Source organism: Mycobacterium sp. 1274761.0 (genome assembly GCF_001668615.1).
Lineage (GTDB): Bacteria > Actinomycetota > Actinomycetes > Mycobacteriales > Mycobacteriaceae > Mycobacterium.
Map to the genome: position 1 here is coordinate 51944 of NZ_LZMC01000025.1, position 23226 is coordinate 75169.

The following is a 23226-nucleotide window of genomic DNA, read 5'->3' on the forward strand; positions in this document are numbered from 1 at the left end:
GAGGGGATATGGGCCGCTTGTTGGCGTTGCTGTTCACCGCTATCACGATGTGCGGCGCCCTGCTGGCACCGCCCGCCACGGCCGCCGGAACCCCGATCGGTCGCCTCGGTGACACGCTTCGCGTCGAGCTGATGGGCCTCATCGCCGACGTCACCGTCCACGACGTGCTGCCGTCGGAAGTCCCACCGGGCTTCGGCTATCCCCCACGCGCGCCGCGGTATGCGGTGTACCGCGCCAACGTCACCATCCACGTCGTCCAGACGCCGGCTCCCTTCGCCGCGGGCGTCGCCTTCTCGTTCAAGGGCGTCACCCCAACCGGCGACGCCTATGAGCCGCGCAACTCCGACGCCCCCGACGCGCTGCAGTACGCCATGCAGAATGCGCCCACCGGTGCGACCGTCAGCGGCGGCGTGTGGTGGGACTGCTACCGCGACCTGGTGTCCAACGTGGTGCTGATCGACCGGAAGACCGGGTTCCACCTCGCCCAGTGGAACGTCTAGTCGTGGTCACCGGCGGCACTGCCGCCGACCTGGCGCAACTCGCCGACCTAGCCGCGCTCACTTTCCCGTTGGCGTGCCCGCCGTCGGTGACCGAGGAGAATGTGGCGGCGTTCATCGCTGACAACCTGACCCAGGCGCACTTCGCCCGCTACCTCGACGACCCCGACCGGTTGGTGCTCGTTGCGCGACGATGCGGCCGAATGGTCGGTTACGCCATGCTGATTCGCGGTGTGCCCGACGATGACGACGTGCAGAAGGCCGTCAGCGTCAGGCCTGCCGTGGAGATCTCCAAGATGTACGTGCTGCCCGACGACCAGGGCGTGGGCGTCTCGGCGGCGCTGATGGGCGAGGCGCTGACGCGTGCTCGCGCGCTCGGGGCTAACTGCGTCTGGCTCGGTGTCAACCAACTTAATCGACGCGCACAGCGCTTCTACGCCAAACACTGCTTTACCGTCAACGGCACCAGAACATTTCGGCTCGGCACCCGAATCGAGAACGACTACGTGATGGTGCGGCCCGTCTGACCACCCTCGCGCGCCAGCGCAAGCAGCCGAGACGTGGCCCGCAGATACTTTTTCCGGAAGCCACCGGCCAGCATCTCGTCGCCGAAGATCGTGTCCAGCTTCGCGCCCGACCCCACCACCGGAATGCCGGCGTCGTACAGGCGGTCGGTAAGCGACACCAACCGCAGGGCGACGTTCTGGTCGTCGATCGGATGCACCCCGGTGAGGAACACCGCCGAAACGCCTTCGATGAGCGTGAGATACCGCGACGGGTGCATCGTCGCCAAGTGCGCGCACAGCGCGTCGAAGTCGTCGAGCGTGGCGCCTGGGACCGCGGCGGCGCGGGCCTCGACCTCCGCATCGGACAGCGGTTGCGGGGCGGGTGGCAGGTCGCGGTGGCGGTAATCCGGCCCGTCGATGCGCACGGTCGTGAAAATCGCTGCGAGCGTGTTGATTTCGCGCAAGAAGTCCTGCGCGGCGAACCGCCCCTCGCCCAGTTGCTCGGGCAGCGTGTTCGAAGTGGCGGCGATCGACACGCCGCGCTCCACCAGTTGTGACAGCAGCCGCGAGACCAGCGTGGTGTTGCCTGGGTCGTCGAGCTCGAACTCGTCGATGCACACCACCACGTAGTCGGCCAGCAGATCGATGCATTCGACGAAGCCGAAAACACCTGCCAGCTGGGTGAGTTCACCGAACGTCGCGAACGCCGCAGGATGACCGTCCGCTGCCGAGATGCGGTAGTAGCTGGACGCCAGCAGGTGGGTCTTGCCGACGCCGAAACCGCCATCGAGGTAGAGCCCCACACCCGGCAGCGCCTCGCGCTTGCCGAACAGCTTCTTCTTACCCGCCCGCCGCGTCAGGGCGTCGTCGCAGAACTGTAAGCAGGACCGCACGGCGGCCGCCTGCGACGGCTCGGCCGGATCCGGCCGATAGCTCTCGAAGCTGACGTCGGCAAACGTCGGCGGCGGGTGCAGCTGGGCCACCAACTGTTCCGGGGTGACGCTGGGGTGCCGATCGACGAGCCTTTGCATGTGCACGAACTTTATCGACGTCCCTACGATCGTCCGCATGCCCGACGACCCCGCTGCGGTCCGATTCACCGTGCTGGATCCCCCGGATTCACCCGCCGCCCCGATCGGGACGAGCCGACTCCCCGAGTTCTACGCCTATCCCGACGACGTGTCGTCGCGGTGGGTGCGAGGCAATATGATCTCCAGCCTCGACGGCGGAGCGACCGACAACGGCACCTCCGGCGCACTGGGCGGCGCCGGAGACCGCGCAGTCTTTTCGGCTATGCGCGAGGTCGCCGACGTCATCCTGGTCGGCGCCGGCACGGTGCGCGCCGAGAACTATTCGGGCGCGCAGTTCAGCCTTGCCCAGCGGCAGGCCCGTCAGCACCGCAGCCAGGCCGAGGTGCCGCCCATCGCGGTCGTCAGCAACCGCGGCGTGTTCAACCACGACGCCAAGCTCTTCACCCGCACCGAGGTGGCGCCGCTGATCCTCACCGCGGCGGCCGCCGTCGACGAAACCCGGAACCGGCTGGGCTCGGCCGCCGAGGTCATCGCCGCGTCCGGTGCCCGCCCCGACACCGTCGACCCCGCGGCCGCCCTGGATGTTCTGGCTGGCCGGGGACTACGGCGGGTGCTGTGCGAGGGCGGCCCGCAGCTCCTCGGCTCGCTGGTCGGACAGGGCCTGCTCGACGAACTGTGCCTGACGATCGCGCCGGTGCTGGTCGGCGGCGCGGCGCGGCGGATCATCACCGGGCCCGGCCAGCTGCACGCCGCGATGCGGCGCAGCCACCTGCTCAGCGACGATGCAGGCTATCTGTACGCGCGTTACCTCCCGGTCGCTTGATCGGGTCATCAGTACTGTGGTGCGCATGCATCGGCCTCGCCTGGTCCGTGCCCTGAGCACCTCGACCGTCGTCGTATCGACGCTGCTGGCCGGATGCGCGCCGCTCCTGGCCGCCGATCCGCGCTACGCCACCGACTCCGGGGCCCACCCGCAGGGCAAGCCGCCCACGGAGAGCAAACCCGGCGGCCCGGCCCCGATCGAGGCGCCCAAGAACGACCTGTCGTGGCACAACTGCACCTCGCAGGTGTTCGCCGAGTCCGCCGTGCCCCCGCTGCCGGGCGTCACCCTGGACTGCGCCAGCTATGACGCGGACCTGGATCCGATCAACGGCGCTACCGGTTCACTGACCATCGGCGTGGTGCGGGCTCGCTCGGCGCAGACCCCCGATGACGCGGGACCGCTGGTGCTGACGTCGGGGTCGGATCTGCCGACATCGACGCAGCTGCCGGTGTGGCTGTCCCGCTCCGGCGCCGACGTGCTCAAGACCCACCCGATCGTCGCCGTCGACCGGCGCGGCACGGGCATGTCCAGCCCCATCGACTGCCGCGACCTGTTCGATCGCCAGGAGATGCTCGACCAGGCACAGTTCCAGTCCGGCGACGACCCCGTCGCCAACCTCGGCGCGGTCACGATGACGGCCACCACCAGCTGTACCGACGCCATCGCGCCCGGCGACTCGGCATACGACAACGCGCATGCCGCCGAGGACATCGAACGGCTGCGCAGTACGTGGGACGTGCCGGCGATCGCGCTGCTCGGCATCGGCAACGGCGCGCAGGTGGCGTTGGCTTACGCGGGTTCTCACCCCGGCAAGGTCGCTCGCCTTGTGCTGGACTCGCCGCTGCCGCTCGGCATCGCCGCCGAGGCCGCGACCGAACAGCGCGTCAAGGGCGAACAGACCGCGCTGGACGCGTTCGCCGCGCAGTGCGCGGCCGCCAATTGCCCACTCGGGCCCGAACCGAAGGCGGCCGTCGACGCACTGTTCGCCAGTGCGCGGGCCGGTGACGGACCCGGCGGCGCGGCGGTCTCCACCGTCGCCGACGCCATCGCCACCGCGCTGGCCTACCCGAAGGGCGACCGCACGTCGGCGACCAACGCCCTGGCCGCGGCGGTGGCGTCGGCCCGCTCCGGTGACGCCAACCAGCTGAACAACCTGATCAATCAGGCGGATTCGCTTCGCCAGACCGACGGCCAGTTCGTCAACTCGTGCAGCGACTCGCTGAACCGGCCTACCCCCGACCGGGTGCGCGAACTCGTTGTCGCCTGGCCCAAGCTGTACCCGCAATTCGGTGCCGTCGGCGCGCTCAGCATGGTGAAGTGCCTCAACTGGCCCAGCGGGAAGGCACCGGGGGATCCGAAGAATTTGAAGATCCCCGTGCTGCTGCTCGGCGTGCAGAACGACCCGATCGTCGGCAACGAGGGCGTCGCGCAGGTCGCCGCGACCATCATCAATGCGGGTACGTCGAGCAAGCGGGTCATTTGGCAGGGCATCGGCCACGGCGCGAGCGTCTACTCCCCATGCGCGCTGGCCCCGGTGATGGGCTACCTGGACAGCGGCAACCTGCCGCAGACCGACACTTACTGCCCCGCCTAGACCTACCGCCAGACTCGTCGGTGTACGGTGCGCTGGTGGCGGCACCAGACTCCATCCGTACCGGCCTGTTGAATCTCTTCCGACCCCGCTCGTCCCCGCCCGATGTGGCGACGGTGTTGCGGTCGGCGCTGTGGCCGATCGCGATCATGTCGATCATTCACCGCAGCTACGTGATGTCCAGCAACGGCTACATCACCGACGATTTCGGGCCGGTGTATCGCGCGGTCAGTAATTTCCGCCGCGGATGGGACATCTACAACGAGCACTTCAACTACGTCGACCCGCACTACCTGTATCCGCCGGGCGGCACGTTGTTGATGGCTCCGTTCGGCTACATGCCGGTGTTCGCGTCGCACAACTGGTTCGTCGCGCTCAACACGGTCGCGATGATCATCGCCGCAGGTGTGATCGTGCGACTGTTCGGGTTCTCGCTGAGGTCGGTGGCGTTGCCGGCACTGCTGACCGCGATGTTCCTCACCGAGTCGGTGACCAACACGATCGTGTTCACCAACATCAACGGCTGCGTGCTGCTGGCCGAAGCGCTGTTCTTCCGGTGGCTGCTGTCGGGCAAGATCAGCGATCAATGGTGGGCCGGCGCGGCGATCGGTCTGTCGCTAGTTGTCAAACCGGTGCTGGCGGTGTTGTTGCTGTTGCCGGTGCTCAACAGGCAATGGCGCACCCTGGTCACCGCTGTCGCGGTGCCGTTAGTGTTCAACATCGCTGCCTGGCCGCTGGTATCCGACCCGATGAACTTCGTAAAGCGCACGCTGCCTTACATTCTCGACACTCGGGACTACTTCAACAGCTCCATCCAGGGCAACGGCATCTACTACGGACTGCCGCTGTGGTTCATCCTGCTGCTGCGCATAACTTTCATCGTCCTCGCGGTGGTGAGCTTGTGGTTGCTGTACAAGTACTACCGAATCCGCGATCCGCTGTTCTGGATGCTGACCTCGTCGGGCGTGCTGCTGCTCGCCTCGTGGCTGGTGCTGTCGCTGGCGCAGGGCTACTACTCGATGATGTTGTTCCCGTTCCTGATGACGGTGGTGCTACCCAACTCGGTGGTGCGTAACTGGCCGGCGTGGCTGGCGTCCTATGGGTTCTTGACGATGGACCGCTGGCTGATGTGGCGCTGGCCGACCACCGGCCGGTTCCTGGAGTACATGAAGATCACCTACGGCTGGTCGCTGCTGTTGATCGTGGTGTTCTGCGTGCTGTACTTCCGCTACCTGGACGCCAAGGCCGACGGTAGGCTCGACGAGGGGATCGACCCGCCGTGGATGTCGGACACCAGGCCCGACGAGGCACGCGCTAGCGTGGGCACATGACCTCTTCGCAGCCCCGTGTGCAACTCAGCGACGACGAGTGGCGCCAGAAGCTCAACCCCGCCGAATACGCGGTGCTTCGGGAAGCGGGTACCGAGCGGCCGTTCACCGGCGAGTACACCGACACGAAGACCGAAGGCGTCTACCAGTGCCGGGCCTGCGGAGCCGAATTGTTCCGCAGCACAGAGAAATTCGAATCCCACTGCGGTTGGCCGTCGTTTTACGATCCGGCGAACTCCGACGCGGTGATCCTGCGGGAGGACAACTCGCTGGGCATGAGGCGCGTCGAGGTGCTGTGTGCCAACTGCCACAGCCACCTGGGCCACGTGTTTGAAGGCGAGGGCTACCCGACGCCCACGGATCAGCGGTACTGCATCAATTCGATTTCGCTGCGGCTTGTTCCTGCAAGTCGTTAGCGTCGAGGTCCTCCAACGGTTCCTGCCTGCGGCTCGGGTGGCCTGAGGCCAGCATGTTCATCATCGCCGCGGCGCTGACCGGCGGGCTGTAGTAATAACCCTGGGCTACCTCGCAACCGAACTCGCGCAGCCGCTCAGCGGTCTCGGCGTTCTCCACGCCCTCGGCCACGGTCGTCACGCCGAGCACATGCGCGAGGTCGACGACGCCGCGGACCACGGCCGCGGCGCGCGGGTCGACGCGGATCGGGGCGATGAAATGCCGGTCAAGTTTCACTTCATCGATGGCCAGCTCGCGCAGATACCACAGGGCGGAATAGCCACTACCAAAGTCGTCGATCGCGATCCGGATTCCCCTCTGCCGCAACCTTTCCAGCACCGAGCGGGTGCGGTCGATGTTGTCGAGCAGGAAGTCTTCGGTGATCTCGATCGTCAGGTCTTCGGGGCTCAGCCCCCGCATGCCCAGTGCGGACGCGATATGGGTCGGCAGGTCCAGATCGCCGAGGCTGGGCGCGAACACATTGACCGCGATCGGCACGCCGACACCCATGCGGTGCCACTCCGCGGCGTCGTCGAGGGCCTGGGTCAACACGAGGTCCGTCACCGCGCGCATCAGGCCGCGTTTGCGCACCAGCGGCAGGAAATGGGCCGGACCGAGTAGGCCGCGCTTGCGATGCGGCCACCGGACAAGCGCTTCGACACCGACAACGCTACCGGACCGCAGATCGAACTTCGGCTGATAGAAGACCGTCAGGTCGCGGTGGTCGATGGCGTGGCGCAGCTCGCCCAACAGCCGCACCGCCGCGCCGCGTTCCGCACTCTCGGAGGCGTCGGTCGGCAACTCGATATTGTTCAGGTCGGCCAGTGCCATGTCAGGTGTAAACGTATGCAGACCACCGGATTTCGAGCGCTTGGCTGAGTACATCGCCACGTCGGCCTGCTTGAGCAGCAGCTCGGCGGACAGCTCGGGATCAGCCGACGAGGCCACGGCCAAGCCCACGCTGGGACGCATCAGCAGCTGCTGGCCGTCGATGAGGAAGGGTTCCTCGAAGGCGGAGACGACCCGGTGCGCCACCAGCCGCGACAGCTCGGGCAGACCCTCCATCAGCACCGCGAACTCGTCGCCGCCGACGCGGGCCACCGTGTCAGACGGACGCACGCAACCAAGCAGCCGCTCGGCGGCCTGCGTCAACAGCTCATCGCCCGCCGGATGCCCCAGGCTGTCGTTGACGAGCTTGAAATCGTCGAGATCCATCGACAGCACCGCCACCGACTGGTTGTCGTTCTCGTGCAGCTGGACCGCGTGCATCAGCCGGTCGTTGAAGAGATCGCGGTTGGCCAGGCCCGTGAGCGTGTCGCGCAGTGCCTGATCGGCCACCATGGTCAGCAGCTGCTGGTTCTGCCGGACCACGACGAACTGCCGGGCCATGACGGCGGCCATCAACAGAGTCGACGACATGAAAATCGGCCCCAGCCCCGGCGTGCCGATGTAGGCCGGTATGCACACCAGGGCGGCGAGGCCCAGCGGTATGTACGGCAGCCACAGCGAGGACCGTGAAGGCGGCTGCGACGACACCAGCTCGGCCTCGGGTGCTTGCCGGTCGATCAGTCCAGCCATTCCGAACGTCACAAACGCAGCGACCCAACCGATGTCGATGATGTGGCCGCTGTAGTAGATGTTGTGTGCGGCGAGGTAGGCGAACGCACAGTCGGCCACCGCCATGAGGACCATGGCGCCGGTCAACATCGCCAGCGTCCTGCGCGCCCAGGGTCGGGCCCGCGCGAGCGCCAGGATCCCGATGGTGATGATCGCGATATCGGCGATCGGGTAGGTCAACGCCAGGCCGAGCGCCAAAGCGCTTGTCCCGCCGGCGTCAAAGGCGTCCCGCAGCAGCAGCACCCATGAAATCTCGAACAGGGCGAAAGCCACGATGAGGCCGTCGAGCACGTAGCGCGTCTGACGCTGGCCCGAATATCCGGTCGGGTAGAGCGCTATCGCGACTCCTGTGCCGAGCGGAAACAGCAGATAGCCGAGGTCGGCGAGCGACGGGAACGGAACCCGATCCAGCACCCGGTCGTAGAAGATCCAAAGCGCCTCGCCCCCAGCCCATCCGGCCAGCGCGACCGTCATCCATATCCATGAGCGGCGTTGCCGACCCTCTATCCGCCGGGCAGCCGTCGCGCTGCACCCCGCGCCGAAAAGAGCGAAGGCCAACAAGCCGAATTGCGCAACAGATTTCGCTGCAGGAGAGTCGCCACCCTGCTGGATCAGGATTCCGGCGAACGCGATACCGACAGTAACAGCGCAGCCTCCAACCCACGCTGTTCTCGTCACAAAATCAAACTAGCAACAAATCAATGGGGGCGAAACCGCTTACAGCAAACTCTGTTTCGGATTCGCCGTTGGCTCGCCGCAACCGTCTCTATGCTGCCAGACCGACAGGCTTGAGCTGCGGACTATTGCCGCTGCGAATCCGAACCGTCAAGGCAGTTTGGCGACCAATTCCTCGACGCCGATCCGGGGGCCGGTAAAGAATGGCGTCTCCTCCCGAACATGGCGGCGCGCATCGGTGGCGCGCAAATCCCGCATCAGGTCGACGATGCGGTGCAATTCCGGCGCCTCGAACGCCAGCAACCATTCGTAGTCGCCCAGCGCGAACGCCGGCACCGTGTTGGCCCGCACATCCTTGTATCCGCGGGCTGCCATGCCGTGCTCGGCCAGCATGCGTCGGCGCTCATCGTCGGGCAGCAGATACCAGTCCAGTGATCGGACGAAGGGGTAGACGCAGATGTAGGCACCAGGCTCCTCGCCGGCAAGGAAGGCGGGGATGTGGCTCTTGTTGAACTCCGCGGGTCTGTGCAGCGCAACCGAACTCCACACCGGCGTGCTGGCCCGGCCCAGCGTCGTGGCCCGGCGGAAATCCGAATAGGTGGCCTGCAGCGCCTCCACCCGGTCGGCGTGCGTCCACATCATGAAGTCCGCGTCAGCACGCAGCCCCGCGACGTCGTAGAGTCCGCGCACCACGACCCCGTTGTCCTCCTGCTGCTTGAGGAACGTCGCCGTCTCGTCGACGATCGCCGCGCGGTCACCGTCCTCCCCGAGCACGCCCGCCTTCACGGCGAACACCGAGAACATCAGGTAGCGCAGCGTCGAGTTGAGTTCGTCGTAATCCAGGCGGGCCATGCCGACTATTTTCCCACGCGTGTCGAGACCAGCGACGCCGCCGCCCGCGTCGCCGTGGCCACACAGGCGGGCACACCGATTCCGTCGAGGTAGGCGCCGGCCACCGCGATCCCCGTTGGAAGCCCAGCGCGGAGCTCGGCGACCAGCCGCCCGTGCCCCGGCCCGTACTGCGGCATGGCGTCGATCCACCGGTGCACCCTGCAGTCGAACGGTTCGGTGGTGACGCCAAACACGGCCGCGAGGTCCTCGGCGGCCCAGGACAGCAGATCGTCATCGCCCACCCGGTGGGCCCAATCCTGGCTGGCATCGCCGTAGCGGCCGTATGACAACCGAATCAGTTCGACGTTGCCACGCTGCCCCCACTTGCGCGAGGACAGCGTTATTGCCTTGGCGCGCAGGGGTTCTGAGGAGGTCACCAGCACACCCGAGCGGTCGGGCACCGGCGTCCCGCCGGGCATCGCGAGGGCCACCAAGGCGGTGGATGCCACCTTGATCTGTCGAGCCGCGGCGGCGGTCGTGGGTGCGACCGCCGAAACGATCGTCGCCAGCCGCGGCGCGGGAACGGCCAGCAGCACGGCGTCGGCGTGCCACGCGCCGCCCTCGTCGTCGATCAGCAGCCAGTGGCGGGTCCCCCGTTCCAGCCGGTCGATGCCCACCTGCGCCCATTGGAAGTCGGCGCGCCGCACCAGCTCGTCGAGCAATACCGCGTAGCCGCCGTCGATCGCGCCGAACACCGATCCGCCCTTGGGTGGGGGCAGGGCCTCGCGAACGGCGGCGGTGAGACTGCGCGCGCCACGGTCGAGCACCGCGGCCAGGGTCGGGACCGCAGAGCGCAGCCCGATGGTGGCGGCCGAACCGGCGTAGACGCCGGCCAGCAGCGGATCAACGGAGCGGGTGACCACCTGCCCGCCGAAGCGGTCGCCGACGATATCAGCCACCGCGGGATCGGCGCCCGGGCGCCACGACAGAGGCCGCGTCGGCTCGTCGGCCATCCGCCGGATCGTGGCGTCGTCGACCAGTCCCCTCATCGACGACGGGTCCGATGGAATGCCGTTGAGCGTGTCGCGCGGCAACTCATGCAGGCGCCCCTGGCTGTAGATCAGGGGCCGGACGCCCGTCGTGCCGATCTGCCGGCCAGTCAGGCCCAGCTCGGAAAGCAACGCGGGCACCTCCGGACGACGCGCGACGAACGCCTCGGCGCCGACGTCGATCGGCTGTCCGCCGAGCTGCTCGGTGCGCAGCACCCCGCCGAGCCGGTCGGCGGGCTCGAACACCGTGATGTTGGCCGCGTCGCCGAGCGTGGCGCGCAGCCGGTAGGCGGCTACCAGGCCCGAAATGCCGCCGCCGACAATGCCATAGGAGGGTTTCACAGCGAGTGCACCAGCGCCACAACGTCGGTGATGACACCCGGGTCGGTTGCGGGCAACACACCGTGGCCGAGGTTGAACACGTGGCCCGCGGCGCCCGCGTCAACCGCGCGGCGCCCGTCTTCGACCACGGCGCGCGCAGCACGCTCGGCAACCGGCAGCCCCGCCAGCAGCACTACCGGATCGAGGTTGCCCTGCAGCGCGGTGCCCGGCGCCACGCGTGCGGCCGCGTCGGTCAGCGATGTGCGCCAGTCCACGCCGATGACGGGGTGGGCGGCCGGCGCCACCGCCTCCGACATCGCGCCCAGCAGTTCGGCGGTGCCGACACCGAAGTGCGTCATCGGCACCCCGGACGTGGCCAGCTCCTCGAATACCCGCGTGCTGTGCGGCTGTACGTAGGCGCGGTAGTCGGCCAGCGACAGTGTCCCCGCCCACGAGTCGAACATTTGAACCGCATCGACACCGGCCTCCAACTGAACCTTCAGGAACTCGGTGGTGACCTTGGTCAAGGCCGCCATCAGCGCATGCCACGTCTCGGTGTCGCCGAGCATCATCGCCTTTGTGCGCTCGTGGTTGCGGCTCGGGCCGCCTTCGATTAGATAGGAGGCCAGCGTGAACGGCGCCCCGGCGAACCCGATCAGCGCAACGTCCCCCAGTTCGGCGACCAGTTGGCTCACGGCGGCGGCGACGGGCGCGACGCGCTCGCGCTGCAGCGGCTTCATCGCGGCGACGTCGGCGGCAGTGCGGATCGGGTGCTCGATGACCGGGCCCACGTCGGGCACGATGTCCAGATCGATGCCGGACGCGCGCAGCGGCACGACGATGTCGGAGAACAGGATGGCGGCGTCCACGCCGTGCCTGCGCACCGGTTGCAGGGTGATCTCGGTGATCAGGTCGGCGTCGAAGCAGGCCTGCATCATCGTGTTCTTCGCGCGCAGCTCTCGGTACTCCGGCAGCGAACGTCCCGCCTGCCTCATGAACCACACGGGTACCCGGCTGGGCTTACGGCCTCCTGCGGCGGCTAGATACGGGGACTCCGGCAGGTCACGACGGTTATTCATCACCATCAATGCTGCCATGACGGTTGTTTAGCGAACTGTTCGGAGTCCGTGGCGGACTGATACGGCGCGCCTGCGCACAGACCTGGCGAAATGGTCTACCGTCAAGCCGGTGACCACCGCCGAACCGGCTCAGTTCCGGGAAGCGGTCGCGGCGATGAATGCCACCACCGTGCGACCGGAAATCGAGCTCGGCCCGATCCGGCCGCCGCAACGATTGGCGCCCTTCAGCTATGCACTGGGCGCAGAGGTACGCCATCCCGAATCTGCCGTCGTGCCCGAGCAGTCCGAGGGCGACGCCTTCGGCCGGCTGATCCTGCTGCATGACCCCGAGGGCGCCGAGGCGTGGGACGGCACCATGCGCCTGGTCGCCTACGTCCAGGCCGACCTGGACTCCAGTGAGGCGGTCGACCCGCTGCTGCCCGAGGTGGCCTGGAGCTGGCTGGTCGACGCGCTGGAGGCCAACACCGAGCACATCACCGCGCTCGGCGGCACCGTCACCGCCACCACGTCGGTGCGCTACGGCGACATCTCCGGCCCGCCGCGGGCACATCAGCTGGAACTGCGCGCGTCGTGGACCGCGACGACGCTGGAGTTGGGACCGCACGTGGCCGCCTTCTGCGCGGTGCTGGAACACGCCGCGGGATTGCCGCCCGCCGGCGTCACCGACCTGAAGTCGCGCACTCGCGCCTGATGACCGAAGCCGACTCCGGCGGAGCCGAGCCGAACGAACCCGACGTAACGCCGCTGCTGACGCCTGCCGACGGCGTTCCGCCGGTATCGGTCACACCATCTGAAATACGCGATGCCGCAAGGCGTTTAGCGTCCGGGCACGGGCCGTTCGCGGTGGACGCCGAACGGGCGTCGGGCTTTCGCTACAGCAACCGTGCCTACCTGGTGCAGATCCACCGAGACGGGGCGGGCACCGTGCTGATCGATCCGGTCAACCACGGCGGCGACACCTTGGACACACTCGCGCCGGTGGCGGAGGTCCTGGCCACCGACGAATGGGTGCTCCACGCCGCCGACCAGGATCTGCCGTGCCTGGCCGAGATCGGCATGCGGCCTGCCAAGCTCTACGACACCGAGTTGGCGGGACGGCTGGCCGGCTACGACCGAGTGAACCTCGCCACGATGGTCGAGCGGTTACTCGGACTCGGGCTGAAGAAGGGGCACGGCGCCGCCGACTGGTCCAAGCGGCCGCTGCCGCAGGAATGGCTGAACTACGCCGCGCTGGACGTGGAGGTGCTCGTCGAACTCGAGTTCGCCGTCGCGCACGTGCTCGAGGAGCAGGGCAAAACCGAATGGGCCGCACAGGAGTTCGAGTACCTGCGCACCTTCGAAGGCACGCCGACCCGGCGGGACCGCTGGCGGCGCACCTCGGGCATCCACAAGGTTCGCGATCGGCGGGCGATGGCCGCAGTGCGTGAGCTGTGGACGACCCGCGACAACATCGCCCGCCGCCGCGACATCGCACCCGGCCGCATCCTGCCCGACGCGGCGATCATCGCCGCCGCCACCGCCGACCCCAAGACCGTCGACGAACTGGTCGCGCTGCCCATCTTCGGCGGCGCCCGACAGCGGCGCAGCGCGCAGGTGTGGCTCGACGCGTTGAAGCGGGCCCGCGAGAGCGACGACCCACCAGAGATCTCCGAACCGCAGAACGGGCCTCCGCCCGCGTCGCGATGGGCCCGGCGCAAACCCGAGGCGGCCGCACGGCTGGAGGCGGCACGCGCCGGCCTCACCGAACTGTCCCAACGGGTCTCGGTGCCCACCGAAAACCTCGTCACCCCCGAAGTGGTGCGCCGGCTGTGCTGGGACTGGCAACGCGCCGACGACACCGAGTCGGCGGTCGACGATTTCCTGCGCGAGGCGCAGGCCAGGCCGTGGCAACGCCAGCTCGTGGTGCCCGTCCTGGCCGCGGCGCTCGAACAATCCGACTAGTGTCGATCCGATGGGATTGCTGCTCGGACCGGCGCTGCGACACGTCTCCGATACCACCGCGCTGATCTGGGTGCAGACCGAAAACGCCTGCAGCGTCGAGGTTCTCGGTAGCAGTGCACGGACGTTCGAGGTGACCGGCCACCACTTCGCCCTCATCAAGGTGACGGGGCTGAGCCCGGGCAGCGTCACCGAATACCAGGTGAGGATCGACGGGGAGACCGTCTGGCCGCTCGGGACCGAACCATTCTCGTCCTTTCCGGCCAGCGTCATCCGCACCCGCGGAGCCGCGAGCTCGCAGCGTCTGCGCGCCATTTTCGGGTCATGCCGATATCCCAAAACCGATGTCGCGAAGCTGGAGAAACGGCTGAAACACGACGCGCTGGATTCCTACGCCGCCAGGATGGCCTGCCGCCCGATTGCCGAGTGGCCCGATGCGTTGATCCTGCTGGGAGACCAGCTCTACGCCGACGAGCTGCCCCCGGATGAGCAGCACCGCGTCGGCAAACGCCGCCGCAACAGGCACGGCGACCGGCCGCCCGACGAGGTGGTCAGCTTCGCCGAGTACGCCCGGCTCTACGGCCACTCGTGGGGTGATCCTGAGATCCGTTGGCTGATGTCAACCGTGCCGACTGCGATGATCTTCGACGACCACGACATCCGCGATGACTGGAACACCTCCGGACAGTGGCGTGCGCAGATGACGAACGTGTCGTGGTGGCCGGATCGGATCCGGGCCGGGCTGGCGTCCTATTGGGTGTATCAGCACCTGGGCAACTTGAGCCCCGCGGAGCTGGCGGCCAACGAGGACTACGAGAAGCTCATCACCGCGGAAGGTGATACCTGGCCGCTCCTCGCCGAACTCGCCGAACGGGCCGACCGCGAGGTCGACTCCGCGAAGGGCATCCGGTTCAGCTACCGCTGGGACCTTGGCCGCACCCGGCTGATCATGATCGACTCGCGCAATGGTCGCATCCTGGAGTCCGGCCAGCGAATGATGATCGGCGAGAAGGAGTTCCGCTGGTTGGAGTCCACCGCCGAGGAGAACCCGGAGATGTTCGACCATCTGCTGCTCGCCTCGTCGGTGCCATGGCTGATGCCGCCGGCCATCAGCGACCTTGAGACACTCAACGAACGCGCGGCCGACCGCCCCGGGCGGCGCGGCAAGATTGCCGAAAAGCTGCGCCAGACAGGCGATTTCGAGCACTGGCCGGCGTTCTACAAATCGTTCGTGCGGCTGGGCGAGATGATCGCGCGGATCGCCGACTCCCCCGACGGCCCGTCGACGATCAGCGTGTTGTCGGGCGACGTCCATCACAGCTACGCCGCCCGCGCGGTCCTCGACGGCGTCTCGCCCGGCGGGGCGACCGTGCATCAGCTGGTGTGCTCGCCGGTGCACAACTACGTGCCGGCGTTCATCAAGCCGGCGTTTCGGCTGGGCTGGACCCGGCCGGCCGCCGCCGTCGTCCGCTGGTGGGTGCGCAGGCGTGGAGTGCCGTCACCGCCGCTGACGTGGACCGATGTCTGCGGTCCACTGTTCGGCAACACGATCGCCACCGTCGAAATCGACGCCCGCAGAGCGCAGGTGTACTTCGAACAGCCGCTCACGCCTACGACGCTCGAGGAAGTCGGGCGGGTTTCGCTCAGTCGAGCTGTTGGCTGACCTCGTGCTCGGACACCGCACTACCCAATGCGGCCACCCATCCGGTGATCTGGCGCGCGATGACCTGATCGGTCAAGCCGACCTCGGCCAGCACCTCACCGCGTGAGGCGTGGTCCTGAAACTCCTGCGGCAGCCCCACGTCTCGGCACGGCACGTCGACCTCAGCGCGGCGCAGCGCGGCCGAGACCGCGGACCCGACACCGCCGCGAACGCCGTTGTCCTCCACCGTGACCACTAGCTTGTGTGCCTTCGCCAGGCCGACGATCGCCTGGGGAACGGGCAGCACCCAACGCGGGTCCACCACGGTCACGCCGATGCCCTGATTGCGCAGCCGCTCGGCGACCGACTTCGCCATCGAGGCGAACGGTCCGACGGCCACCAGCAGCACATCATTGGACAGCCCTTCGGTGGGCACGGCGAGAATGTCGATCCCGTCGCGCCGCTCGATCGCCGGAATGTCTTCGCCGACATCGCCTTTCGGGAACCTCAGCGCGGTCGGCCCGTCGCTGACCTTCAGCGCCTCACCGAGTTCCTCGTAGAGGCGCGCGGCGTCGCGTGGTGCGGCGACCCGCATGCCTGGCACGATGTTCAGCATCGACAGGTCCCACATGCCGTTGTGACTGGCGCCGTCGGGGCCCGTGACGCCGGAGCGGTCGAGCACCAGGGTCACCGGCAGCTTGTGCAGCGCGACATCCATCATGATCTGGTCGAACGCCCGGTTGAGGAACGTCGAGTAGATCGCGACCACCGGGTGTAGGCCACCCATCGCCAGGCCGGCCGCCGACGTCATGGCGTGCTGCTCGGCGATGCCGACGTCGAACAGCCGGTCCGGAAACTTCTTGCCGAACGCGGTCAGGCCCGTCGGGCCGGGCATGGCCGCGGTGATCGCGACGATGTCACGGCGTTTGGTGGCGAACTTGATCAGCGCCTCGGAGAACGTCGACGTCCAGCCAGGGCCCGGCACCGTCGTCGCGAGCCCCGTGTGCGGGTCGATGACGCCGCATGCGTGCATCTGATCGGCCTCGTCGGCCTCGGCGGGCCCGTAGCCCATGCCCTTGCGGGTGACGACGTGCACGATCACCGGCGCGTTGAAGCCGCGGGCGTTGCGCAGCGCCACCTCGACGGCATGCTCGTCGTGCCCGTCGATGGGGCCGACGTACTTCAGACCGAGATCGGTGAACATCACCTGCGGGGCGATCGCGTCCTTGATGCCGGCCTTAATGCTGTGCATGCACTGGTAGCAGAACTCGCCGATGACGGGCACGCCGCGGACCGCCTTGCGGCCCTCCTCGAGGAGTTTCTCGTAGCCGGGCTGCAACCGCAGCGCGGCCAGGTGGTCGGCGAAGCCGCCGATCGTCGGCGCGTAGCTGCGGCCGTTGTCGTTGACGACGATCACCACGGGCCGTCGCGCCGCGGCGATGTTGTTTAGCGCCTCCCAGCACATGCCTCCGGTGAGCGCGCCGTCTCCGACGACGGCGACCACGTGCCGGTTGCGGTGACCGGTCAGCTCGAAGGCCTTCGCCAGCCCGTCGGCGTAGGACAGCGCAGAGCTGGCGTGGCTGGACTCGACCCAGTCGTGGTCGCTTTCAGCGCGCGACGGATAGCCGGACAGCCCACCCTTCTTGCGCAGCGTGTCGAATTCGTGGCAGCGGCCGGTCAGCATCTTGTGCACATAGGACTGGTGGCCGGTGTCGAAGATGATCGGATCGTGCGGCGAGTCGAACACCCGGTGCAGCGCGAGCGTGAGCTCGACGACACCCAGGTTGGGGCCCAGGTGCCCGCCGGTTGCAGCGACCTTGTGGATCAGGAATTGTCGGATCTCATCAGCCAGATCACCCAGCTGAGATTGGGTCAGGTGCTGCAGATCAGCGGGGCCGCGGATCTGTTCAAGCATTCCGCCAGTGTACGCACGGCGGCACAGTCAGTCGCGTTGAGACTGGTAGACATCGGGCACACCGTCGTGGTCGACGTCGAGGGTCTCCAAGACGTGTATGCGCCGGTAGACGGCGTTGCGGCTCAGCAAAACCGTGGTGGCCAATACAGCCGCGACGACCGACCCGGTCAGCACGCCGATCTTGACACCGTCTCCGGCAGCGGTGCCGTGGCCGAAGGCGAGTTCCCCGATCAACAGCGACACGGTGAAGCCGATGCCCGCCAGCAGGGCCACGCCGAACACATCACGCCAGGCGAGGTCCTCATCAAGGCTCGCGTGCGTGAACTTCGCCAACAGGAACGCGGTGAGGAACACGCCGACTGGTTTGCCGACGACGAGTCCGGCGATCACACCGTCGGTGACCGGATGGGTCAGCGACGCGCCCAACCCCGACCAGCCTCCGAAGGTCACGCCGGCGGCGAAGAACGCGAACACCGGAACCGCGAACCCTGCGGAAAACGGGCGGATCCTGCACTCGAACAGCTCAGCGGTCGGTGTACCCAACCGGCCGAGCACCGGCACGGTGAAGCCCAGCAACACGCCGGCGACGGTGGCGTGCACACCGCTTGCGTGCACCAGTGCCCAGGCGGCCACGCCCAGGGGCACCAGCAGCCACCAGTGGTTGATGCCGCGCTGCACCGCCAGGCCGAACAGAGCGATCGGGATCAACGCCAACGCGAGCGGGCCCAGTGACAGGTGATCGGTGAAGAAGACTGCGATGATCGTGATCGCCAACAGGTCGTCGACCACAGCCAGCGTCAGGAGGAACGTGCGCAGCGCCGTCGGCAAGTGCGTCGACAGCACAGCCAGCACGGCCAAGGCAAACGCGATGTCGGTGGCGATCGGCACCGCCCAACCGGCGAGATTCTCCGGACGGCCCGCGACGAGGTTGATGGCGACGTAGATCGCGGCAGGAGCGATCATTCCGCCGACAGCAGCGGCGATCGGCAGCGCAGCGCGTCGGGGATCACGAAGATCGCCGGCCACGAACTCACGCTTGAGCTCGAGTCCCACCACGAAGAAGAAGATCGCCAGAAGCCCGTCGGCGGCCCACGCCGAGACCGGGAGCTGCAGGTGCAGCGCTTCGATGCCGACCTTGAAGCCCGCGATCGTGTGATACGTCGCCGACCATGGCGAATTCGCCCAGATCAAGGCGGCACCCGCGGCGGCCAACAGCAGTACACCGCCGACGGTTTCCCTGCGGAGTACGTCGGCCAGGCGATTGGCTTCCGGCCAGGAACCGCGGGCCAGCAGACGGGGTCCGGGCATCGATCTCCTTGGTCAGCGTTCAGCGACGCCGACCAGACTTCCCGGCACACCTTCGGGTCAGGGTATCGCGGACATTGACTCTGCGCTCAGGGCGTGCGCCGGCTCGGTCTCGCGGTCTCACCCCCGGTGGAGAACTGCCACACACTCGATGTGGTGGGTCAGCGGGAACGAGTCGAACACCCGCAGCTCCTCGATGCGGTAGCCGTGTCGCAGATATAGACCGACATCACGGGCGAATGATGCTGCCTCACAGCCGATATGAAGGATTCGCGGCACCTCGACGCCGGCCAGCAGGTCGATGACCTCGCGGCCCGCGCCGGAGCGCGGCGGGTCGAGCACCGCCACGTCGGCCCGTTGCGGCTCGGCGGTGAGGGCTCGGCGCACCGAGTCGTTGACGACCGACACGGCGGCCAGGTCCGCCAGCGCGGTACGCGCGGCCCGCGAGGCGGCGCGCGACGTGTCGACGGTCAGCACCCGCCCGCCGTCTCCGACGGCCTCGCCGAGGACGGCGGCGAAGATGCCCGCCCCGCCGTACAGATCCCACGCCGTCATGCCGGCACTCAGCTGTGCCCAATGGGCGACCAGCCCGCTGTAGACGGCGGCAGCGTCGCGATGGGCCTGCCAGAACGCGGTCACGGGCACGCGCCACACGCGCCCGCCGATCCGCTGCGTGGCCTCGTAGGCGCCCTCGACGACCCGGGTCGTCGGGCGGCCCTTAGAGCGCGGGCCGGCCTGCACGACATGGCGTTGGCCGTCGTCGTCGAGGGCGATGTGCAGATGTGCCCCCGGCGGCCACCGCCGTTCTGCCAGACCGTCGAGCGCGTGCTCGGGGAGTTGTCCGCATCGCAGATCGCTGACGACGTCGGCGCTGTGGTAGCGGTGGAAGCCGACGCTGCCGTCGTCGGCTGTGTCGAGCCGAATCCTGGTGCGCCAGCCCGTCGCGGCGCCGTCGCCGATCGGTTCGGCGGATGCGTCGTCCTCGTCGCGCCAGTGGTACCCGCCCAGCTTCGCCAATTGGTTGGCGACGACGGCGCCCTTGATCCGGCGCGCGGCCTCGGGCGCGGCGAACGACAGGTCACAGCAGCCCGCCCCGTCCACTCCGGCGATGGGGCATAGCGAACCGATGCGGTCGGGTGAGGGCTCGAGCACCTCGACAACGTCGGCGTGCCAATAGGATCCGCGCTCGGCGACCACCCGCACGCGCACCCGCTCCCCCGGCAGCGCGTACCGCACGAACACCACCCGTCCTTCGTGTCGGGCGACGCAGCTTCCGCCGTTGGCCGGCGGCCCTGCGGTCAGCGTGAGTTCGTCGGTCAATCCAGGAAGCCTCGGCGGGCGTCGCCCGGCGCGAACTGCGGCTGCAAGGTCTTGAGCCGTTCCGACGATGTGAGCTGCCACGGCACCGACGTCACCATCACGTTCGGCATGAACAACAGACGGCCCTTCAGCCGCAGCGCGCTCTGGTTGTGCAGCAGCTGTTCCCACCAATGGCCTACGACATATTCGGGAATGAACACCGTCACGACCGTGCGCGGCGATTCCTTGCTGATCCGCTTCACATAGTCCAGGACGGGGCGGGTGATCTCCCGGTAAGGCGAAGCGATCACCTTGAGCGGCACCGAGATATCGCTGTCCTCCCACTTGCGCACCAGGGCCCGCGTCTCGGCGTCGTCGACGCTGACGGTGATGGCCTCGAGTTCGTCGGGCCGGGTGGCCCGCGCATAGGCCAACGCGCGCAAGGTCGGCAGGTGCAGCTTGGACACCAGCACGATGGCGTGATTACGGCTGGGCAGGACGATGCCGCCGTCCTCCGCGGCCTGTTGGCGTTCCAGTTCGCGGGCCACGGTGTTGTAGTGCCGGTGGATCGCCTTCATGAGCACGAACAACAATGTCATCGCGAGGATCGCGATCCACGCCCCCGCGACGAACTTGGTGACGACGACGATGACCAGAACCGTCCCGGTGCAGATCAACCCGATCGTGTTGATGATCCGCGAGCGCTGCATCCCGGCGCGCACCGCCGGATCGTTTTCCACCGCGAGCAACCGGGTCCAATGCCGGACCATGCCGATCTGGCTGAGCGTGAACGACACGAACACACCGACGATGTAGAGCTGGATCAACGCCGTCACCTGGGCCTGGAACGCCACGATGAACGCGATCGCCGCGAACGCTAGAAACAGGATGCCGTTGGAGAACGCCAACCGGTCACCGCGGGTGTGCAGCTGGCGCGGCAGGTAATTGTCTTGCGCCAGAATGGAACCCAGCACCGGGAAGCCGTTGAATGCGGTGTTGGCGGCGAGCACCAGGATGAGCGCGGTGACACCGGCGATCAGGTAGAGGCCCAGCGGGAAATCATGGAAGACGGCGTCGGCGAGCTGGGCGATCATCGTCTTCTGGTGGTAGTCCGCCGGGGCGCCGATCAGCTGCTGTTCCGGTTTCTCGGCGATCTTCACACCGGTCTGCTTGGCCAGCAGGATGATGCCCAGAAACAGCGACACGGCGATGCCGCCGAGCAGCAGCAGTGTGGTTGCGGCGTTGCGGGACTTGGGCTTCCGGAACGCGGGCACCCCGTTGCTGATGGCCTCGACACCGGTGAGCGCCGCACACCCTGAGGAAAAAGCACGCGCTACCAAAAAGATCATCGCGAACCCGAGGACGTCGCCGTGCTCGGAATGCAGCTCGAAACCGGCCGACTCGGCCCGCAACGGGGTGCCGAGCACATTGATCTGGAACAGCCCCCACGCCAGCATGATGTACATGCCGATCATGAACGCGTAGGTGGGAATCGCGAACGCGGTGCCGGACTCGCGGATGCCGCGCAGGTTCGCCGAGGCGAGGATCAGGATGGCCACGACGGCGAACCACACCTTGTGCTGGTTGATGAACGGCACCGCGGAGCCGACGTTCGACATCGCCGAGGCCATGGACACCGCAACCGTGAGCACATAGTCCACCAGCAGTGCGCTGGCCACCGTGAGCCCGGCCGTCGGCCCGAGATTGGTGGTGACCACCTCGTAGTCGCCGCCGCCCGACGGGTAGGCGTGCACGTTCTGCCGGTAGCTGGCGATCACCACCAACATCACGAAGCCGACGGCCACTCCGATCCACGGCGCCATCGACACCGCGCTGAGGCCGGCCACCGACAGCACCAGGAAGATTTCCTCGGGGGCGTAGGCGACCGACGACAGCGCGTCTGATGCAAAGACCGGCAGCGCGATCCGCTTCGGTAAAAGCGTGTGGGAGAGGCGGTCGCTGCGGAAGGGTCTGCCGAGGACCAACCGCCGCGCGGCGGTCGAAAGCTTGGACACGAGAGCCAAGAGTAAGCGCAGACCAGTTTGGCTGTAGCGTTCCCACTGCGCAGATTGACAGACGGCATTTTCGAGCTGCAGCCGAAAGGACCGCAAAAGGTGCGAGTAGTGGTGATGGGGTGCGGCCGCGTCGGCGCCTCGCTGGCCGACGGCTTGGCCCGGATCGGTCATGATGTCGCCGTCATCGACCGTGACAGCACGGCGTTCAACCGGCTGAGCCCCGAGTTCCCCGGTGAACGCGTCCTGGGCATGGGCTTCGACCGCGACGTGTTGCTGCGCGCGGGCATCGAGGAGGCGTCGGCGTTCGCCGCGGTGTCCTCGGGCGACAACTCGAACATCATCTCCGCCCGGGTGGCCCGTGAGACGTTCGGCGTCGAGCGCGTGGTCGCGCGCATCTACGACGCCAAGCGCGCCAAGGTATACGAGCGGTTGGGCATCCCGACCGTCGCGACCGTGCCGTGGACCACCGACCGGCTGCTCAACGTGCTGACCCGCGAAACCGAGACCACGAAATGGCGCGACCCGTCGGGTAACGTCGGCGTGGCCGAGCTGGCCCTGCACGAGGGGTGGGTGGGCAGGCGGATGACCGATCTGGAAGCCGCCACCGGCGGGCGGGTGGCGTTCATCATCCGGTTCGGTAGTGGGCTTCTGCCGGACCAGAAGACGGTGATCCAGGCGGGCGACCAGGTGTATGTGGCGGCGATCGCCGGCCATATCGCCGAGGCGCTGGCCATCGCCGCGCTGCCGCCGAGCGAAGACAGCGAGGGCGCCTAGTGAAAGTCGCGATTGCCGGTGCGGGGGCGGTCGGCCGATCCATCGCGCGCGAGCTCGTCGAGAACGGCCACGAGATCACGCTGCTCGAGCGCAACCCCGACCACATCGACGTCGACGCCATCCCCGCCGCGCACTGGCGCCTGGGCGACGCCTGCGAGCTGAGCCTGCTGGAGTCGGTTCACCTCGAGGATTTCGACGTGGTGATCGCCGCCACCGGCGACGACAAAGTCAACGTCGTGGTCAGCCTGCTCGCCAAGACGGAGTTCGCGGTGCCGCGGGTGGTGGCCCGCGCCAACGACCCCCGCAACGAGTGGCTGTTCGACGAGGCGTGGGGCGTCGACGTCGCTGTGTCGACGCCGCGGATGCTGGCGTCGTTGGTGGAGGAAGCCGTGGCCGTCGGCGACCTGGTGCACTTGATGGAGTTCCGCACCGGCCAGGCCAACCTGATCGAGATCACCCTGCCGGTGGACACGCCGTGGGGCGGCAGGCCCCTGCGCAAGCTGCAACTCCCCCGTGACGCCGCGCAGGATCGTAACC

At 67.8% G+C, this 23226-nt stretch carries 20 protein-coding genes; 11 read left to right on the plus strand and 9 right to left on the minus strand.

All coding sequences use genetic code 11. The features are described 5' to 3' along the window. The first annotated feature begins 8 nt into the window (after positions 1-8). Together A5651_RS04330 and A5651_RS04335 are read left to right on the plus strand one after the other, a co-directional pair. Positions 9-500: a hypothetical protein gene (locus A5651_RS04330; RefSeq protein ID WP_066975908.1), complete on the plus strand. Its 492-nt coding sequence runs from the start codon at positions 9-11 to the stop codon at positions 498-500. Continuing rightward, positions 488-1024: an N-acetyltransferase gene (locus A5651_RS04335; RefSeq protein ID WP_066975910.1), complete on the plus strand. Its 537-nt coding sequence runs from the start codon at positions 488-490 to the stop codon at positions 1022-1024. The genes A5651_RS04330 and A5651_RS04335 overlap by 13 nt, the downstream gene beginning before the upstream one ends. Here the strand turns inward: A5651_RS04335 and zapE are convergent. Next, positions 1000-2073, minus strand: coding sequence for a cell division protein ZapE (zapE, locus tag A5651_RS04340; protein WP_197496536.1), 1074 nt, complete (start codon positions 2071-2073; stop codon positions 1000-1002). The two genes, A5651_RS04335 and zapE, sit on opposite strands and share 25 nt — an antisense overlap. Between zapE and A5651_RS04345 the strand changes: the two genes are divergently transcribed. From A5651_RS04345 to msrB, 4 genes are read left to right on the plus strand one after another with little or no spacing between them, the layout of a single operon-like run. Then, positions 2072-2857, plus strand: a complete 786-nt coding sequence (locus A5651_RS04345; protein ID WP_082943582.1) for a pyrimidine reductase family protein — start codon at positions 2072-2074, stop codon at positions 2855-2857. The genes zapE and A5651_RS04345 overlap by 2 nt on opposite strands. Positions 2858-2882: 25 nt before the next feature. Further along, positions 2883-4451, plus strand: coding sequence for an alpha/beta hydrolase (locus A5651_RS04350; protein ID WP_066975914.1), 1569 nt, complete (start codon positions 2883-2885; stop codon positions 4449-4451). A 20-nt stretch (positions 4452-4471) separates the two neighbouring features. Continuing rightward, positions 4472-5779 carry an arabinofuranan 3-O-arabinosyltransferase gene (aftC, locus tag A5651_RS04355; protein ID WP_066975915.1) on the plus strand — a complete coding sequence of 436 codons (1308 nt, stop codon included), beginning with the start codon at positions 4472-4474 and terminating at the stop codon, positions 5777-5779. Continuing rightward, complete coding sequence (gene msrB, locus A5651_RS04360) at positions 5776-6192, plus strand: peptide-methionine (R)-S-oxide reductase MsrB (RefSeq protein ID WP_066975916.1); 417 nt, start codon at positions 5776-5778, stop codon at positions 6190-6192. The genes aftC and msrB overlap by 4 nt, the downstream gene beginning before the upstream one ends. On the opposite strand, the gene A5651_RS04365 is transcribed toward msrB, so the two are convergent. From A5651_RS04365 to hemE, 4 genes are all read right to left on the minus strand, one after another. Then, positions 6152-8320, minus strand: coding sequence for a bifunctional diguanylate cyclase/phosphodiesterase (locus A5651_RS04365; protein ID WP_156662599.1), 2169 nt, complete (start codon positions 8318-8320; stop codon positions 6152-6154). The two genes, msrB and A5651_RS04365, sit on opposite strands and share 41 nt — an antisense overlap. Before the next feature lie 351 nt (positions 8321-8671). Continuing rightward, positions 8672-9373 (minus strand): hydrogen peroxide-dependent heme synthase, encoded by a 702-nt coding sequence (gene hemQ, locus A5651_RS04370; protein WP_066975918.1) that lies wholly within the window; start codon positions 9371-9373, stop codon positions 8672-8674. A 5-nt stretch (positions 9374-9378) separates the two neighbouring features. Then, complete coding sequence (locus A5651_RS04375) at positions 9379-10743, minus strand: protoporphyrinogen oxidase (protein WP_066975920.1); 1365 nt, start codon at positions 10741-10743, stop codon at positions 9379-9381. Next, entirely contained in the window at positions 10740-11801 is a 1062-nt protein-coding gene (gene hemE / locus A5651_RS04380; protein ID WP_066975950.1) for a uroporphyrinogen decarboxylase, read from the minus strand. Before hemE ends, A5651_RS04375 begins: the two co-directional genes overlap by 4 nt. A 109-nt stretch (positions 11802-11910) precedes the next feature. Here hemE and A5651_RS04385 point away from each other — a divergent pair, with 109 nt between their 5' ends. The 3 genes from A5651_RS04385 to A5651_RS04395 are packed head-to-tail and all read left to right on the plus strand — an operon-like array spanning position 11911 to position 15402. Continuing rightward, positions 11911-12492: a DUF3000 domain-containing protein gene (locus A5651_RS04385; protein WP_066975922.1), complete on the plus strand. Its 582-nt coding sequence runs from the start codon at positions 11911-11913 to the stop codon at positions 12490-12492. Then, positions 12492-13742 (plus strand): ribonuclease D, encoded by a 1251-nt coding sequence (locus tag A5651_RS04390; protein WP_066975924.1) that lies wholly within the window; start codon positions 12492-12494, stop codon positions 13740-13742. Before A5651_RS04385 ends, A5651_RS04390 begins: the two co-directional genes overlap by 1 nt. A gap of 10 nt (positions 13743-13752) precedes the next feature. After that, positions 13753-15402, plus strand: a complete 1650-nt coding sequence (locus tag A5651_RS04395; protein WP_066975927.1) for an alkaline phosphatase D family protein — start codon at positions 13753-13755, stop codon at positions 15400-15402. On the opposite strand, the gene dxs is transcribed toward A5651_RS04395, so the two are convergent. The 4 genes from dxs to A5651_RS04415 all read right to left on the minus strand — a co-directional run bounded on the left by dxs (position 15383) and on the right by A5651_RS04415 (position 21915). Further along, entirely contained in the window at positions 15383-17296 is a 1914-nt protein-coding gene (gene dxs / locus A5651_RS04400) for a 1-deoxy-D-xylulose-5-phosphate synthase (protein WP_066975929.1), read from the minus strand. The genes A5651_RS04395 and dxs overlap by 20 nt on opposite strands. 27 nt (positions 17297-17323) lie before the next feature. Continuing rightward, positions 17324-18604 (minus strand): Na+/H+ antiporter NhaA, encoded by a 1281-nt coding sequence (gene nhaA / locus A5651_RS04405; protein ID WP_066975931.1) that lies wholly within the window; start codon positions 18602-18604, stop codon positions 17324-17326. Positions 18605-18721: 117 nt separating this feature from the next. Further along, positions 18722-19921 (minus strand): class I SAM-dependent RNA methyltransferase, encoded by a 1200-nt coding sequence (locus A5651_RS04410; RefSeq protein ID WP_066975933.1) that lies wholly within the window; start codon positions 19919-19921, stop codon positions 18722-18724. Then, positions 19918-21915 carry an APC family permease gene (locus A5651_RS04415; protein ID WP_066975935.1) on the minus strand — a complete coding sequence of 666 codons (1998 nt, stop codon included), beginning with the start codon at positions 21913-21915 and terminating at the stop codon, positions 19918-19920. Before A5651_RS04415 ends, A5651_RS04410 begins: the two co-directional genes overlap by 4 nt. A gap of 99 nt (positions 21916-22014) precedes the next feature. On the opposite strand from A5651_RS04415, the gene A5651_RS04420 reads away from it, so the two are divergent. Beyond that, entirely contained in the window at positions 22015-22689 is a 675-nt protein-coding gene (locus A5651_RS04420; RefSeq protein ID WP_082943583.1) for a TrkA family potassium uptake protein, read from the plus strand. Then, positions 22689-23226 (plus strand): TrkA family potassium uptake protein (locus tag A5651_RS04425; protein WP_066975936.1); only part of this gene is annotated, 538 nt, incomplete at its 3' end. The genes A5651_RS04420 and A5651_RS04425, both read left to right, overlap by 1 nt.